The organism is Flavonifractor sp. An9 (genome assembly GCF_002161245.1).
Lineage (GTDB): Bacteria > Bacillota > Clostridia > Oscillospirales > Oscillospiraceae > Flavonifractor > Flavonifractor avicola.
In genome coordinates this window covers 106,737-121,591 of the sequence record NZ_NFHC01000007.1, presented here as the reverse complement: position 1 = coordinate 121,591, position 14,855 = coordinate 106,737, and the positions used below count along the sequence as shown (strand labels likewise).

The 14,855-nt window shown below is 60.6% G+C and carries 15 protein-coding genes; 10 read left to right on the top strand and 5 right to left on the bottom strand.

Features of this window, described 5'->3' with window-relative positions; genetic code table 11:
* Window positions 1–309: 309 nt before the first annotated feature.
* The 5 genes from jag to rpmH all read right to left on the bottom strand — a co-directional run bounded on the left by jag (window position 310) and on the right by rpmH (window position 3,288).
* On the bottom strand, window positions 310–1,086 hold the full coding sequence (gene jag / locus B5G40_RS06910) for an RNA-binding cell elongation regulator Jag/EloR (RefSeq protein ID WP_087399160.1): 777 nt from the start codon (window positions 1,084–1,086) through the stop codon (window positions 310–312).
* 38 nt (window positions 1,087–1,124) lie between these two features.
* Complete coding sequence (locus tag B5G40_RS06905; RefSeq protein ID WP_087399159.1) at window positions 1,125–2,453, bottom strand: YidC/Oxa1 family membrane protein insertase; 1,329 nt, start codon at window positions 2,451–2,453, stop codon at window positions 1,125–1,127.
* Window positions 2,454–2,484: 31 nt separating this feature from the next.
* Entirely contained in the window at window positions 2,485–2,703 is a 219-nt protein-coding gene (gene yidD / locus B5G40_RS17160) for a membrane protein insertion efficiency factor YidD (RefSeq protein ID WP_206407218.1), read from the bottom strand.
* 1 nt (window position 2,704) lies between these two features.
* Window positions 2,705–3,052, bottom strand: coding sequence for a ribonuclease P protein component (rnpA, locus tag B5G40_RS06895; protein ID WP_204220706.1), 348 nt, complete (start codon window positions 3,050–3,052; stop codon window positions 2,705–2,707).
* A gap of 101 nt (window positions 3,053–3,153) precedes the next feature.
* Window positions 3,154–3,288 carry a 50S ribosomal protein L34 gene (gene rpmH / locus B5G40_RS06890; protein WP_006570963.1) on the bottom strand — a complete coding sequence of 45 codons (135 nt, stop codon included), beginning with the start codon at window positions 3,286–3,288 and terminating at the stop codon, window positions 3,154–3,156.
* Between the two features lie 776 nt (window positions 3,289–4,064).
* Between rpmH and dnaA the strand changes: the two genes are divergently transcribed.
* The 10 genes from dnaA to gyrA all read left to right on the top strand — a co-directional run bounded on the left by dnaA (window position 4,065) and on the right by gyrA (window position 14,855).
* Window positions 4,065–5,381 carry a chromosomal replication initiator protein DnaA gene (gene dnaA, locus B5G40_RS06885; protein WP_087267691.1) on the top strand — a complete coding sequence of 439 codons (1,317 nt, stop codon included), beginning with the start codon at window positions 4,065–4,067 and terminating at the stop codon, window positions 5,379–5,381.
* 346 nt (window positions 5,382–5,727) lie between these two features.
* Window positions 5,728–6,840 carry a DNA polymerase III subunit beta gene (dnaN, locus tag B5G40_RS06880; protein WP_087399157.1) on the top strand — a complete coding sequence of 371 codons (1,113 nt, stop codon included), beginning with the start codon at window positions 5,728–5,730 and terminating at the stop codon, window positions 6,838–6,840.
* Between the two features lie 37 nt (window positions 6,841–6,877).
* Window positions 6,878–7,318: an acyl-CoA thioesterase gene (locus tag B5G40_RS06875; RefSeq protein ID WP_087399165.1), complete on the top strand. Its 441-nt coding sequence runs from the start codon at window positions 6,878–6,880 to the stop codon at window positions 7,316–7,318.
* Complete coding sequence (locus tag B5G40_RS06870) at window positions 7,315–7,527, top strand: RNA-binding S4 domain-containing protein (protein ID WP_087187244.1); 213 nt, start codon at window positions 7,315–7,317, stop codon at window positions 7,525–7,527. The genes B5G40_RS06875 and B5G40_RS06870 overlap by 4 nt, the downstream gene beginning before the upstream one ends.
* Complete coding sequence (gene recF, locus B5G40_RS06865; RefSeq protein ID WP_087399156.1) at window positions 7,524–8,630, top strand: DNA replication/repair protein RecF; 1,107 nt, start codon at window positions 7,524–7,526, stop codon at window positions 8,628–8,630. Before B5G40_RS06870 ends, recF begins: the two co-directional genes overlap by 4 nt.
* Window positions 8,631–8,670: 40 nt before the next feature.
* Window positions 8,671–8,982 (top strand): Tat pathway signal protein, encoded by a 312-nt coding sequence (locus B5G40_RS06860; RefSeq protein WP_087267679.1) that lies wholly within the window; start codon window positions 8,671–8,673, stop codon window positions 8,980–8,982.
* Complete coding sequence (locus B5G40_RS06855) at window positions 8,983–9,246, top strand: extracellular matrix regulator RemB (protein ID WP_087187247.1); 264 nt, start codon at window positions 8,983–8,985, stop codon at window positions 9,244–9,246. It begins immediately after the preceding gene.
* Between the two features lie 24 nt (window positions 9,247–9,270).
* Window positions 9,271–10,266, top strand: a complete 996-nt coding sequence (locus B5G40_RS06850) for a tetratricopeptide repeat protein (RefSeq protein WP_158099490.1) — start codon at window positions 9,271–9,273, stop codon at window positions 10,264–10,266.
* Between the two features lie 62 nt (window positions 10,267–10,328).
* Entirely contained in the window at window positions 10,329–12,278 is a 1,950-nt protein-coding gene (gene gyrB, locus B5G40_RS06845) for a DNA topoisomerase (ATP-hydrolyzing) subunit B (protein WP_087399154.1), read from the top strand.
* Between the two features lie 69 nt (window positions 12,279–12,347).
* Window positions 12,348–14,855, top strand: coding sequence for a DNA gyrase subunit A (gene gyrA, locus B5G40_RS06840; protein WP_087330961.1), 2,508 nt, complete (start codon window positions 12,348–12,350; stop codon window positions 14,853–14,855).

Here is a 14,855-nt window from a genome sequence, read left to right as displayed (position 1 = left end):
GCAATCCGTTTCCCCGGCAAAAGGGGCGGATTCCCACGAAAAACGGCCGCCCACCGGGCGGCCGTTTTTCTCGGAATGACGGGTCTTTGTACGAGCTGCGCATTTTGCAACAGGCCCTTTCAGCCTCGCAGAGTTCCACCGCCCGCAGGCGGTGGAATCAAATCAAAATTCGTCCTTTCCGGGGACATGAGCCTCGGAAAGGACTCTTCTCATGAGGAATGGGGTGACAATTTCGCCAGAAATCGAACCTCATTCCTCATGCAGCCCCCTGACGGGAAAGACCCGCAGGGTCTTTTTCGTCAAATTTTTTTACCGGTGCTCGCCCCGGCTGTAGGCCACCACGGTCCGGCGGTTGGGCTCGGTGCCGATGGAGTAGGTGGTCACATCGGGGGTATCCTGCAGGGCGGTGTGGATCACATGGCGCTCGTAGGCGTTCATGGGCTCCAGGGTCACGTTCCGGCGGTACTTGACCACCTTGCCGGCCACCTTGTGGGCCAGACGGATGAGGGACTCCTCCCGCTTGGCCCGGTAGCCCTCGGCGTCCACGTGGATGCGGACACGCTTGGACTGGCCGTGGTTGACGGCGTAGCCGGTGAGCTGCTGGATGGCGTCCAGGGTCTCGCCCCGGCGGCCGATGAGACCGCCCAGGTCCTGGCCCACCAGCTCCACCTGATAGGTGCCGTTCTCGTCCATTTTGATCACCGGCTTGGCGGCAGCCCCCATGTGGGACAGCAGGCCGGTGAGGAAGGCGTCGATCTGTTCCGCCTTGTCCCCCTGAGCGGGGGCGGCAGCGGGCTGGGCCGCGGGAGCCTCAGCCTCCACCACGGGGGCGGGCTTCTCCTCCTTGACAGGCTCAGCCACAGGAGCGGCGGGGACCTCCTCCACAGGGGCGGGGGTCTCGGGCTCGTCGGGCGCCTCGTAGGTCACTTTCACTTTAGCGGGACAGCTGCCGATCCCCAGGAAGCCGGACTTGGCCCGCTCCAGGACCTCCACAGATACCTCGTCCCGATCCATGCCCAGCTTCTGCAGGGCGGCCTCGATGGCGGCCTCCTCGCTCTTGCCGGTGCTCTCGATCCATTTCAGCATTTTGGGTATCTCTCCTTATGAATCCACGGCAGGTGCCGTTATTCCTTGGTCTCGCCGTCACCGGCGGCAGGGGTGTCAGCGGCAGAGGTGTCAACCTGGGGAGCGGCCTCCAGAGCGGGGGCCTCCTCCACCGCGGCAGTCTCCTGCACAGGGGCGGCCTTGTCCGGCTTTCTGCCGAAAATGGGGGCCTCGCCGGGATAGCAGGTGGGGCCGTCCTCGCTGTAGCGGTAGGGATCATAGGCACGGCCGCGGGCATACTGACGCAGACCCACACAGCTGTACTCCTTCACGATGCCGGGGATCTTCTCCTCGTCCTCGTGCTTCTTCTCGGCCTTTTTCTTCTTGCCCTTGTTGAGCTTCTCTTCCTCGATGCGGCGGGCGCGCTCCTCGGCCTTGCGGCGGCGCTCCTCCTTCTCCTCTTCCTTCTCCTGCTGCTCACGCTCGGCCTGCTTGCGGGCGGCCTCCTCGTAGTCCTTCTTCAGGATGCGGCTGCACAGGAACTCCTGGATCATACTCAGCACGTTGTTAGCCACCCAGTAGAGACACAGGGCGGCGGGCATGGTGAAGCCGATCCACAGGGAGATCAGGGGGGAGATGATGAGCATGGTCTTGGCGGTACTATTGTTGGCCTGAGCGCTCTGCTTGTTGATCACGTTGGTCTTCATGGAGATCAGGGAGAAGACCACGCCGGACACAGCGGAGATCACAGGCAGCAGGAACAGACCAAAGCCGCCGGCAATGGTCCAGAACTGCAGCTGAGGGATCTGGGACAGGTCCACCAGACCAAACAGGCTGAAGTTGATGGAGAACACGTTGGCGCCCACACCGCCGGCGGCAGTTACCGCCTGCTGCACGGCAGCCAGGTTGTTCTCGTTGATGAGGGAAGCCAGATACAGCTGGTTATAGGCGCTGTTGGTAAAGGTATCGGCGGCTTCCTTGATCCAGCCCATGTTCACGGCCTGGGTGCTCCAGTCCACGGCCTGGGCAATGGCGTTGAGGGAATTGGCGTCGTTGATGCCCATCATATAGTGGATGGGCTCACGGATGATGGGGTAGAGGATCATCAGGATCAGCAGGGGGATGAAGGACCACAGGCAGCCGCCCATGGGATTGACCTTCTCCTTCTGATACAGCTTCTGGACCTCCAGATTATAGCGCTGCCGGTCTTTGCCGTACTGCTTCTGCAGCTTCTGCATCTGGCCCTGGAGAATGTTCATCTGGATCATGCTGCGCTTGCCCTTCAGGGAGAGGGGGAAGAGCACCACCTTGACCACCAGGGCAAAGAACACCAGAGCCAGGCCATAGCTGCCGCAGAAGCTGTAAAAAGCCTTCAGCAGCCACGCAAAGGGGGTGAGGATAATTTCCATTTGTGCGCCTCCAAGTTACATTGTCTTGCCGTTACGGCACGGGGTCGTACTCGATGGATTCCTGCTTATGGAAGGGCTGACATTTGAGAATACGGCGAATGGCCAAAAAGCCCCCCTTGAGCGCGCCGTATTTCTCCACCGCCTCCAGCGCATACTGGGAGCAGGTAGGGATAAAACGGCAGCAGGGGGGACGGGCAGGAGAGATATGCTTGCGGTAGAACCGGATCAACCAGAGCAGAAGGCGCTTCAACTCAGGCCTCCTCCTTTCGGAGCAGACCCAGCTTGTCCGCCAGAGAGAGGAGACTGCGCTCCACCTCCCGGTACCGGCTGTGGCCGGCCCGGACACGGGCCACCACCACCAGGTCGTACCCCGGCAGGAAGCGGTCCTCATGGATGCGGTAGGCCTCCCGGATGCGGCGGCGGGTGCGGTTGCGCACCACCGCCTTGCCCACCTTCACCCCCACGGTGATGCCCAGACGGCTGCGGGGGGAGTTGTTCTTCCGGCAATAGAGTGCAAGACAGGGATTGACCGCGCTCTTACCCTTGCTGTAAAGGCGGCGGAACACATGATTTTGCTTCAGGGATACGGTGTGCTCCACGGCGGTCCTCCTTTCCCGGTCCAAACTTCCGTATGCTGCGCAGGGGCGGTGGGAAAAGCTCCCCCGCCCCTATGAAATGCCCTATTCCATTTGCGGACCCATCAGTGGGTCAGACGGGCGCGGCCCTTCGCGCGGCGGCGAGCCAGGACCTTGCGGCCGTTGGCGGTACGCATACGCTTACGGAACCCGTGCTCCTTGGAGCGCTGGCGCTTCTTGGGCTGATAGGTACGAACCATGTTGGGACACCTCCTGTACAAAAATCAAGCGGGTTGCCCCGCCCACCACAACAGCCTTTCGGCTGCGGTCGTCAAACAAAACTGCTTTACACCATAGCAGTTTACATGATGCACATGGTATTATAGCCTATTTCAAAATAGGCTGTCAACCACTAATTTGGTTTCTTTTTTGGTTTTTTTCTGGGTCCGGCAGGGAAATACCATATCTTGTGGCCCCTGTTGAGCACACCCCCACGCATAAGCCCTTCTGCCCTATTTTTTTGAGGCTCCGGGCAGGGGCGGCCGTTCCGGCTGCCCGCCGGCCACCGTCAGACTGTGTGGAAACCTGTGTGGAAAAGTAGTTTCTTTTTATAATTGTATCGTTGCTTTCCACAGGGTGATTTGCTATAATAATGTCTACTGAATAAACTGCAAATCAGTTTATTTGCGCGGCAGCAGCCGCGCAATTCCATAAAACGGCTCAGGGGGGCCGTTTTATGGAATTCAGACATTGTTACAATGCGTATTTTCATTGGAACGTCCTGCGTTCCAATGAAAGGTGCAAGGATTTTGAGAACTATTGTCCAAAATTCTTGCACTAGAACAAAGCCGAAAACCTTGAAAACCAAGGATTTCGGCTTTGTTCCGTACGCATTATAATGATACGCGTTAAATTATCTGTACTCCCGCCGCTGGCGGCAGCATCCACGACCCAGGTCTTGAAAGCCCAGGCTTTCAAGGTCTTGTTTTGCTGCGCCCACAGCGGCCATCTATTCTACAAAAGAGGTGGTCTTTCCGTGAATCTACCGGCCGATCTCTGGGCCAAGGTCCTCTCTCTGATGGAGGGGGAGATGACAGCCACCGCCATCAACACCTGGTTTGACGACGCCACCCCCGTGGCGCTGGAGTCCAACCGGTTTGTGCTCCACACCCCCACCAACTTCAAGCGGGATATCATCAACTCCCGCTACATCCCCAACATCCAGAAGGCCCTCCATGAGCTGTTCTCCTCCGACTTCGAGGTTGTGGTGCTGGGAGAGGGGGAGTTGGAGGGCTACGGCAAGAAGAAGGTGGACGATGTATTCCTCCCGGGCACTGAGGAGTACACCTTCGAGCGCTTCGTGGTGGGCGCCTCCAACAAGTTTGCCCACGCCGCCGCCCTGGCGGTGGCCGAGCAGCCCGCCCAGACCTACAACCCCCTGTTTATCTACGGCGAGTCCGGCCTGGGCAAGACCCACTTGCTCTACGCCATCGCCCACAAAATCCATCAGTCCCACCCCGATTACCGCATCGTGTATATCAAGGGCGACTCCTTCACCAACGAGCTGATCCAGGCCATCCGGGAAGGCCGCAACCCGGAGTTCCGGGAGAAGTACCGCTCCGCCGATGTGTTCCTCATGGACGACGTGCAGTTTATCGCCGGCCGTGAGTCCACCCAGGAGGAGATGTTCCACACCTTCAACACCCTGTACGAGGCCAAGCGGCAGATCGTGTTCACCGCCGACCGTCCCCCCAAGGAGATGCTGCGGCTGGACGACCGGCTGCGTACCCGGTTCGAGTGGGGCCTGCCCGTGGACATCCAGCCCCCCGACTATGAGACCCGGGTGGCCATTATCAAGACCAAGGCCATCCGCCGGGGTATGAACCTGCCCGATCCCGTCCTCCAATATATCGCCGAGAACATCACCTCCAATGTGCGGCAGATCGAGGGCACCGTCAACAAGATCCTGGCCTTCCAGGAGCTGATGGGGGAGAGCGTGGACGTGGACACCGTCACCCGGGCCGTCCGGGATATGTTCAAGGACAAGGCGGAGTTCCTCCCCTCGCCGGAGATCATCATTGACGAGGTCAGCAAGTTCTACAACATTGACGAGGAGGCCCTCCGGGGCCAGGGCCGCACCAAGGACACCGCGCTGGCCCGCCAGATCGCCATGTACCAGATCCGCCGCATGACCAACCTGTCCCTGAAGGAGATCGGCAAGGAATTTGATAACCGGGACCACACCACTGTCATGCACTCCATTGACCGCATCGAGAAATTGACCAAGCAGAGCCCCGAAATTGCAGAAGTCATCAAGGACATCAACGCCAACATCAACGCCCGGTATGAATAAGACCGAATGGCTTCTGAATATTCCTGCATAAATATGAATGGAACTGGATTCCGACTGGAAATCCGGTTTCCAGACCGCTTTCCACATTTCCACCCTCTTTCGGGGACATGTGGAAAAGGGGATGTGGAAAACTTTTTTGCTCCTTTTCCCCTGTGGAAACCCCCTCTTTTTTGTCCACACCCCCTGTGGACGGGCCAAACCATGGGCCTCAAGGAGTTTCGCCACTTTTCCACAATGTTTTCCCCTACGGCTTACTATTACGAACTATATCCCTCCTCTCTCCGGAGGAGCGCGAGAGATCCCGGGGAGCCCCTTCTCTCCCCACGAAACGGAGGACCGAACAAATATGAAATTTTCCTGCGAAAAAGCCCTGCTGCAATCCGCTATCTCCACCGCCTCCCGTGCCGTTTCCCCCAAGAGCTCCATTCCCGCTCTGGAGGGCATTCTGCTGGAGGCCGGACAGGAGCTGCGGCTCACCGGCTACAATCTGGACACCGGCATCCGCACCATCGTCCCTGCCGACATCAGCGAGACCGGCACCCTGGTACTGGCCGCCCGGCTCTTCGGCGAGATCATCCGGAAGCTGCCTGACGACATCGTCACCTTCCAGACCGACAACTATATGGTCCACATCACCTGTGGACCCAGTGAGTTCAACATCCTGGGCACCGACCCGGAGGAATTCCCCGAGCTGCCCACAGTGGAATATCAGAACTCCCTCACCCTGTCCCAGTCCAAGCTGAAAGCCATGATTTCCCAGACCATTTTTGCCGTCAGCGACAACGAGAGCCGCCCGGTCCACACCGGCTCCCTCTTTGAGGCTAGCGAAAACGGCCTCACCGTGGTGTCGGTGGACGGTTTCCGGCTGGCCCTTCGCCACGAGGCCATCGACAAAAAGGACGGCGCTCCGGAATTCTCCTTTGTTGTCCCCGGCTCCGCCCTGTCCGAGGTGGAAAAAATCTGCACCGACTGCGACGAGCCGGTGTCGGTGACCCAGGGCGCCCGGCACATCATGTTCAAGGCCGGCTCCACCATGCTGGTGACCCGCCGTCTGGAGGGTGAGTTTTTGGCCTACCGCCAGGCCATCCCCCGCAGCAACGACATCTGCCTGGAGGGCGAGACCCGGGCCCTGCTGTCCTCCATCGAGCGCGTGTCCCTCATTATCACCGAGAAGCTGAAATGTCCCCTGCGGTGCGTGTTTGAGGACGGTTTGATGAAGATTTCCACCAAAACCGCCATCGGCGACGCCTACGACCAGTGCCCTGTCACCGGCGACGGCCGGGGGCTGGAGATCGGCTTCAACAACAAGTACCTGATGGATGCCCTCAAGGCCGCCCCCGCCGACAAGGTTCGGCTGGAGCTGTCCACCAGCGTGTCCCCCTGTGTCATCCTGCCCACCGAGGGGGAGGAGAATTTCCTGTATATGGTACTGCCCGTCCGCCTGAAGGCCGGGGAATAAATTGGGCACAAAGGTTCTGAAAGAAAGGAAAAATGCCTTGGAACTGCATCCTTACCTGCATAAGGTTCAATTTTATGAGACCGACGGCATGAGCATCGTCCACCATGGAAATTATATCCTTTGGATGGAGGAGGCCCGTACCGACTTTATGGACCAGATCGGCTGGAGCTACCACAGAGCGGTGGACGTGGGCATCGACTTTGCCGTTACCGACGTGAGCTGCAAGTACCGTTCCATGACCCGGTTTGGGGAGACGGTAGCCATCCACATGGCGGTGGAGTCCCTGTCTCCCGCCAAAATGCAGCTGTCCTACAAGATGGTCAACGCCGACACCGGGGAGCTGCGGGCGGAGGGCACCTCCGGCCACTTCTTCTATGACCGGGCCAAGGCCCGGCCGGTGGCCCTGAAAAAGGCTCTGCCCGACCTGTGGGAACTGCTGCAATCCCTGCACGAAGAAGGGAGAAATTCGGAAGTATGAAGACCATTCAGTCCAAAATCACAACGGAATTTATCAAACTGGAATCCCTGCTGAAATTTGAGGGTCTGGTAGAGACCGGCGGGGAGGCCAAGGAGCGCATCCAGGACGGAGAGGTCCAGGTCAACGGCGAGGTGTGCACCATGCGGGGCAAGAAGCTGCGCCCCGGCGACGTGGTCACCCTGGATGACCTGCGCGTAGAAGTTTTATGATCGTAAAGTCGGTCTGCCTGGACTTTTTTCGCAATTATCTTCACTTTGAGGGGAACTTTTCTCCCAATGTCAATGTGATCTGGGGGGAGAACGCCCAGGGCAAGACCAACCTGCTGGAGGGCATCGCCTACCTGTCCACCGCCTCCTCCCACCGGGCCCGGTACGACCGGGAGCTGATCCAGATGGGGGTGGACCACGCCTTTGTGAAGGCGGAGGTCTTTTCCCGGGGGCGGGACTTCACCCTGGAGGCCAAGCTGGGCCGGGGGGTGCGGCGGCAGCTCTTCTCCAACGGCGTGAAATTAAAGACCGCCGGGGAGCTGGCGGGGGTACTCAACACGGTGCTCTTCTGCCCGGAAGATCTGTGGCTTATCCGGGAGGGGGCCGCGGTGCGCCGCCGGTTCCTGGACGACTGCATCTGTCAGCTGCGGCCCCGCTATGCCGAGGCTTTGGCGGAATACCGGCGTCTTTATGAACATAAGACCCGGATTTTGCGGGACTGGGAGGAGCATCCCTCTCTGCTGGACACTCTGGATGAGTTCAATCTGCGCATGGCCCAGACCGGGGCCATGCTCATCCACTACCGGGCCTACTTCATCAAACGGCTGCGGGAGGTGACGCCTCCCATCCACCGGGATTTCTCCGGCGGACGGGAGGAGCTGGGGCTGAGCTACCAGACGGTGAGCACCATCGATGATCCATTGGCCCCCACCCGTACTCTGCTGGAGCAGCTGCTGAAACATCAGGACTCCCACCGGAAGGCGGAGCTGGAGGCCCGGCAGTGCCTGTCGGGGCCCCACAAGGACGATTTGGTCGTGGAACTGGACGGGGTGAGCGCCAAAACTTTCGCCTCCCAGGGCCAGACCCGGACGGCGGCATTGTCCCTCAAGCTGGCTTCCCGGGAAATTTTCTTCCAGGAGACCGGGGAGTGGCCGGTGCTGCTGCTGGACGACGTACTGTCCGAGCTGGACCACCGGCGGCAGGAGTTCGTTTTGAAGCGGATTACCGGCGGTCAAGTCTTTATCACCTGCTGCGAGGAAATGAGCCTGGACCGGCTGGGGGAGGGCAAGACCTTCCACATTCACAACGGCGTACTGGTGGGATGACAAACCGGCCCGTGATACAGATCAGATTCAGGAGAACACTATGATACTTTTGATCCTTGCCCTGGTCCCCCTGGTGGGGGGCTTTCTGCTGGAATTTCTGGTGTGCCAGTTTACCCGGAAGGGAAGCAAGCTGTGGAAGCTGATCCCTCCGGTGGCTGCCGTTCTGGTGACAGCCGCCATTGTGGTCCACCGGCTCAACCTGTGGGAGGCGGATACCTCCCCGGTGACCCAGCTGCTCTTCATTCCCGGCCTGCCCGCTCTGGGCTTCTTTGTGGGGCTCTTTCTGGGCTGGAAGCTGTACCGCTGGCTGTGGAAGCCCAAAATCGTCCGGGACAAGAAGGAGGGCAAGTAGATGTATCTGCACATCGGTCAGAACGTGGTGGTGCCCTTTGGAGACGTGGTGGGGCTCTTCGATCTGGACAACACCTCCTCCTCCCACTTGACCCGGTCCTTTTTGGAGCGGGCGGAAAAGGAGGGGCGGCTGGTCAACGTGTCCGACGATCTGCCCCGTTCTTTTGTGCTGTGCGCCCGGCGGGAGGGACCGCCGGTGGTCTACCTGTGCCAGCTCTCCGCCGCCACCCTGCTGCGCCGGGCGGAGAACAACAGCTTTGAGTAGCGGAAAGAAATGAGAGGATGGAGTATGAGGAAGCATCGCATACGCCGAATTGCCCTTTTGTGTCTGCTGGCGGGAGTGCTGCTGACGGGCTGCACCGTCAAGCGGGAGGCCAGCCAGTGGCAGGTTTACCACGACCAGGCCATGGATGAGCTGAGAGACGGATATTACGATGAGGCCATCGCTAACTTTACCGCCGCCATTGAGGCCGATCCCATGAAGGCGGAGAGCTATGCCGGCCGGGGCCAGGCCTATCTCATCTATCCGGGCGACAGCGCGGACTATCTGGAGGAGGCCCAGGCCGATTTTGAGCAGGCCCTCAAACTGGACGAGGGTAACGTGGACGCCTGGCTGGGTCTGACCGACCTGTGCCTGCTCCGGGAGGATACCCAGGGGGCGGTGGACACCCTGAAAGAGGCCCTGGACGCTACCGGGATGGATGAGACCATTCTTCAGCAGCTCAATGAGATTGAAGGAATGCTGGAAGGAAACCGCCGGGCGGAAGAGGCCTTTGAGGCATTTTTGGCTGAAAAAGGGTACCTGTCCTACCTGGATGAGTGGTACTATGAGCAGCCCAAAGAATACGCCATGGTGGAACTGAACTGGGACGGGCAGGACGAACTGCTCATCACCGGCGGCGGCGACATGGGCTTTTTTAACTTTGCGGTGTTCGTCTATGACCAAGACAGCGATACCGTGATCCCGGCTGAGATAGAGAACAACGTCATGGGGAGCCGGTATGTGGGACAGTATTTTGCGTCCATCCTGTACAGCGCGGAACACCGGGCTCTGGTGTACCGGGAGCTGAATAACGGAATATTTTTTGATAGTGTGACCTTTTCTGGTCTGGAGGACCCGGCCACATTGACTGCGCTGTTTTCCCTGTCCTTTGAGACCAACGGCCAGACCGAGGAAACACACTACAGCAAGTATATGGACGGACAGAGTCAGTCCATTACCGAGGAAGCATTTGAGCGCAGCATGGATGAGGCGGCAGTCATTGACTTTACGCCCCTGCCCTGATGGGAAATACGCTGCTTTTCATAAAATATACCCAACCTATGGTTAATCTAGCGGAGGTTATTATGTCTGACGAGTTAGAATTGGAACTGAACACCACCCAGGTGGAGCATGAGTACGGCGGCTCCGAGATCCAGGTGCTGGAGGGTCTGGAGGCCGTCCGTAAGCGCCCCGGTATGTATATCGGCTCCACCAGCGAGTCCGGCCTGCATCACCTGGTGTACGAGATCGTAGACAACTCCATCGATGAGGCCCTGGCGGGCTACTGTGATGAGATCACCGTCTCCATCGGAGAGGGCGACATCATCACCGTGGTGGACAACGGCCGCGGTATCCCCGTGGACATCCAGCCCCAGACCGGCCTGCCCGCCCTGGAAGTGGTGTTCACCATCCTCCACGCCGGCGGCAAGTTCGGCGGCGGCGGCTACAAGGTGTCCGGCGGCCTCCACGGCGTGGGCGCCAGCGTGGTCAACGCCCTGTCCGAGTGGCTGGAGGTCCGGGTCCACAAGGAGGGCAAGATCTACGAGATGAAGTTCTCCCGAGGCAAGGTGACCCAGCCCATGCAGGTGGTGGGGGACACCGGCCGCCACGGCACCGAGGTGGTGTTCAAGCCCGACCCCGAGATGTTCGAGGTCACCGAGTATAACTACGAGACCCTCCACACCCGGATGCGGGAGGAGGCCTTCCTCAACGCCGGCCTGAAGATCCACACCATCGACAACCGCCCCGGCAAGGAGCAGAGCGACACCATGCACTACGCCGGCGGTATCCGGGAGTTCGTGTCCTACATCAACCGCTCCAAGGACCCCATCCACCCCGACGTGATCTATATGGCGGGGCAGAAGGAGGACTCCATGGCGGAGGTGGCCTTCCAGTACAACGACGGCTACAACGAGACCATCGTCTCCTTCGCCAACAACGTCCACACCCCCGAAGGCGGTATGCACGAGGAGGGCTTCAAGCGTGCCCTCACCACCGTGCTCAACAACTACGGCAAAAAAATGAAGATCCTCAAGGACGAGGACAAGGTGTCCGGCGAGGACTGCCGTGAGGGCATCGCCTGCGTCATCTCCGTCAAGCTCACCGAGGCCCAGTTCGAGGGCCAGACCAAGGCCAAGCTGGGCAACGCCTCCATCCGTACCCTGGTGAACAACATCGTCACCGAGAAGCTGTCCGAGTACCTGGAGGAGAATCCCGCCGTGGGCAAGGCCATTCTGGAGAAGGCCCTTATGGCCAACCGGGCCCGTGAGGCCGCCCGGAAGGCCCGAGAGTCCATCCGCCGCAAGACCGCCCTGGGCGGCGCCGCCATGCCCGACAAGCTGCGGGACTGCAACGAGGTCAACCCCGAGCTCACCGAGCTCTACATCGTGGAGGGCGACTCCGCAGGCGGCTCGGCCACCCAGGGCCGGGACAGCCGCTTCCAGGCCATCCTCCCCCTGTGGGGCAAGATGCTCAACGTGGAGAAGGCCCGGGCCGACAAGGTGTACGGCAACGACAAGCTGACCCCCGTCATCACCGCTCTGGGCGCCGGCATCGGAGACGACTTCGACCTGGAAAAGCTGCGCTATCACAAGATCATCATCATGGCCGATGCCGATGTGGACGGCTCCCACATCCGCACCCTGCTGCTCACCTTCTTCTTCCGCTTTATGCGGCCCCTCATCGAGCACGGCTACGTCTATGCCGCCGTGCCTCCGCTGTACAAGCTGACCCGGGGCAAGACCACCCGGGTGGCCTTCTCCGACGAGGAGCGGGACCAGGTGTCCGCCGAGCTGCGGGGGGACAACCCCAACGCCAAGGTGGATATCTCCCGGTATAAGGGCCTGGGCGAGATGAACCCCCATGAGCTGTGGGAGACCACCATGGACCCGGAGCGGCGCACCCTCAAGCGCATCGAGCTGGACGACGCCGTGCTGGCCGACCAGACCTTCACCGTCCTGATGGGCGAGAAGGTGGAGCCCCGGAAGGAGTTCATCGAGCGCAACGCCAAGTACGCGGTGAATTTGGATTATTAAGGGGGGTCGGGCGACCGTAAAGGCCGCCTGCCGTGAACCACCCTATCATAAAGATTGAGAGGCAACAGCATGAGCAAAAAGCCACAGTACGATCCGGAGGAGATCCGGTACCCGGACCAGACCATCGTTACCTCACCTCTGGTGAAGGAGATGGAGCAGTCCTATATTGAGTACGCCATGAGCGTCATCAAGGGCCGCGCCCTGCCCGACGTGCGGGACGGCCTGAAGCCGGTCCACCGGCGCATCCTGTACGCCATGTACGAGGACAACCTGACCGCCGACAAGCCCTTCAAGAAGTCCGCCACCTGCGTGGGCGATGTGCTGGGCCGGTACCACCCCCACGGCGACGCCAGCGTGTACGACGCCCTGGTCCGTCTGGCCCAGGACTTCTCCATGCGCTATCCCCTGGTGGACGGCCACGGCAACTTCGGTTCCATCGATGGCGACCCCCCGGCCGCCTACCGTTACACCGAGGCCCGGATGTCCAAGATTTCGGACGAGATGCTCCGGGACATCGAGAAGGACACGGTGAACTGGGACCCCAACTTTGACGAGAGCCGCAAGGAGCCCCGTGTGCTCCCCTCCCGGTTCCCCAACCTGCTGGTCAACGGCTCGGCGGGTATCGCCGTGGGCATGGCCACCAACATCCCGCCCCACAACCTGCGGGAGGTCATCAACGCCACCATCTGCGTACTGGACAATCCGGAGGCCACCCTGTCCGACCTGATGGAGCACGTGAAGGGCCCCGATTTCCCCACCAAGGGCATCATTATGGGCCGCTCCGGCATCCGGGCCGCCTACGCCACCGGCCGGGGCCGGGTGTGCGTCCGGGCCCGCACCGAGTTTGAGGAGTTCGGCCAGAACCGTACCCGTATCATCGTCACCGAGATCCCTTACCAGGTCAACAAGCGCCAGCTCATCAAGAACATGGCCGACCAGGTGGAGGACAAGCGTCTGGAGGGCATCTCCGACATCCGGGACGAGTCCGACCGCAACGGTATGCGGGTGGTCATTGAGCTCAAGCGGGACGCCAATCCCCAGGTGGTGCTCAACCGCCTGTTTGCCCAGACTCAGCTGCAGACCACCTTCGCCATCAATATGCTGGCCCTGGTGGACGACCAGTCCCAGCCCAAAATCCTGTCCCTGCGGCACATCCTGGACGAGTACATCGCCTTCCAGGAGGAGATCATCATCCGCCGCACCAAGTACGACCTGAAGAAGGCCCAGGAGCGGGCCCACCTGCTGGAAGGTCTGCTCATTGCCCAGGACAACATCGACGAGGTTATCCGCATCATCCGCTCCAGCTACGACAACGCCAAGGAGAACCTGATGAACCGGTTCGGCCTGGACGACGTGCAGGCCCAAGCCATCCTGGATATGCGCCTGAAAGCCCTCCAGGGCCTGGACCGGGAAAAGCTGGAGGCCGAGTACAAGGAGCTGGAGGAGCGCATTGCCTATTTCCAGCAGCTGCTGGGCTCCGAGGAGATGCTGCGGGGCGTGCTCAAGGACGAGCTGTCCGCCATCCGGGACAAGTACGGCGACGACCGGGTCACCGAGATCCAGGACGTGGAGGACGAGATCGACATCGAGGACCTCATCGAGGAGGAGGAGTGCGTCTTCACCCTCACCGCCGGGGGCTACATCAAGCGCACCCCCGCCTCCACCTACCGCACCCAGCGCCGGGGCGGCAAGGGAATCACTGCCATGGCCACCAAGGAGGAGGACTATGTGGATACGGTGTTCACCGCTTCCACTCACGACTACATCCTCTTCTTCACCAATAAGGGCCGGGTCCACCGGAAGAAGGGCTACCAGATCCCCGAGGCCGGCCGCACCGCCAAGGGCACCAACCTGGTGAACGTGCTGCCCATCGAGCAGGACGAGAAGGTCACCGCCATGATCCACCTGCGGGAGTTCCCCGAGGACCGGTATCTGGTGATGGTCACCCGCACCGGCACCGTTAAGCGCATCCAGCTTTCCTCCATCTTTACCGCCCGCAAGGCGGGCATCCGGGCCATCACCCTGGAGGAGGGAGACGAGCTCATCACCGTCCGGGAGACCGACGGGGAGCAGGCCATCCTCATCGTCACCCACGACGGTATGGCCATCTGCTTCAAGGAGACCGACGTGCGCTGCATGGGCCGTGACGCCTGCGGCGTCCGGGGCATCAGCCTGCGGGAGGGCGACTTCGTGGTAGGCGCCGCCCGGGCCAAGTACGACCATCAGGTGCTGATGATCACCGAGAACGGCTACGGCAAGCGCACCGAGATGGACGAGTATATCCGTGCCGACGGTCCCCAGAAGCGAGGCGGCTACGGCCTGAAGGGCTACAACGTCACCGAAAAGACAGGATGCGTGGTGGGCGTCAAGGTGGTCAATGACAACGACGACGTGCTGGTCATCAACGATGCCGGCGTTATCATCCGCATGGCGGTGTCCGGCATCTCCACCTACGGCCGCACCGCCCAGGGCGTGAAGATCATGAACCTGGAGGAGGGTGTGAAGGTCATTTCCTTCGCCCGTACCGACCACGAGGAAGAAGAGGAGGACACCGGCGCCACCGAAGGGGAGGAATAA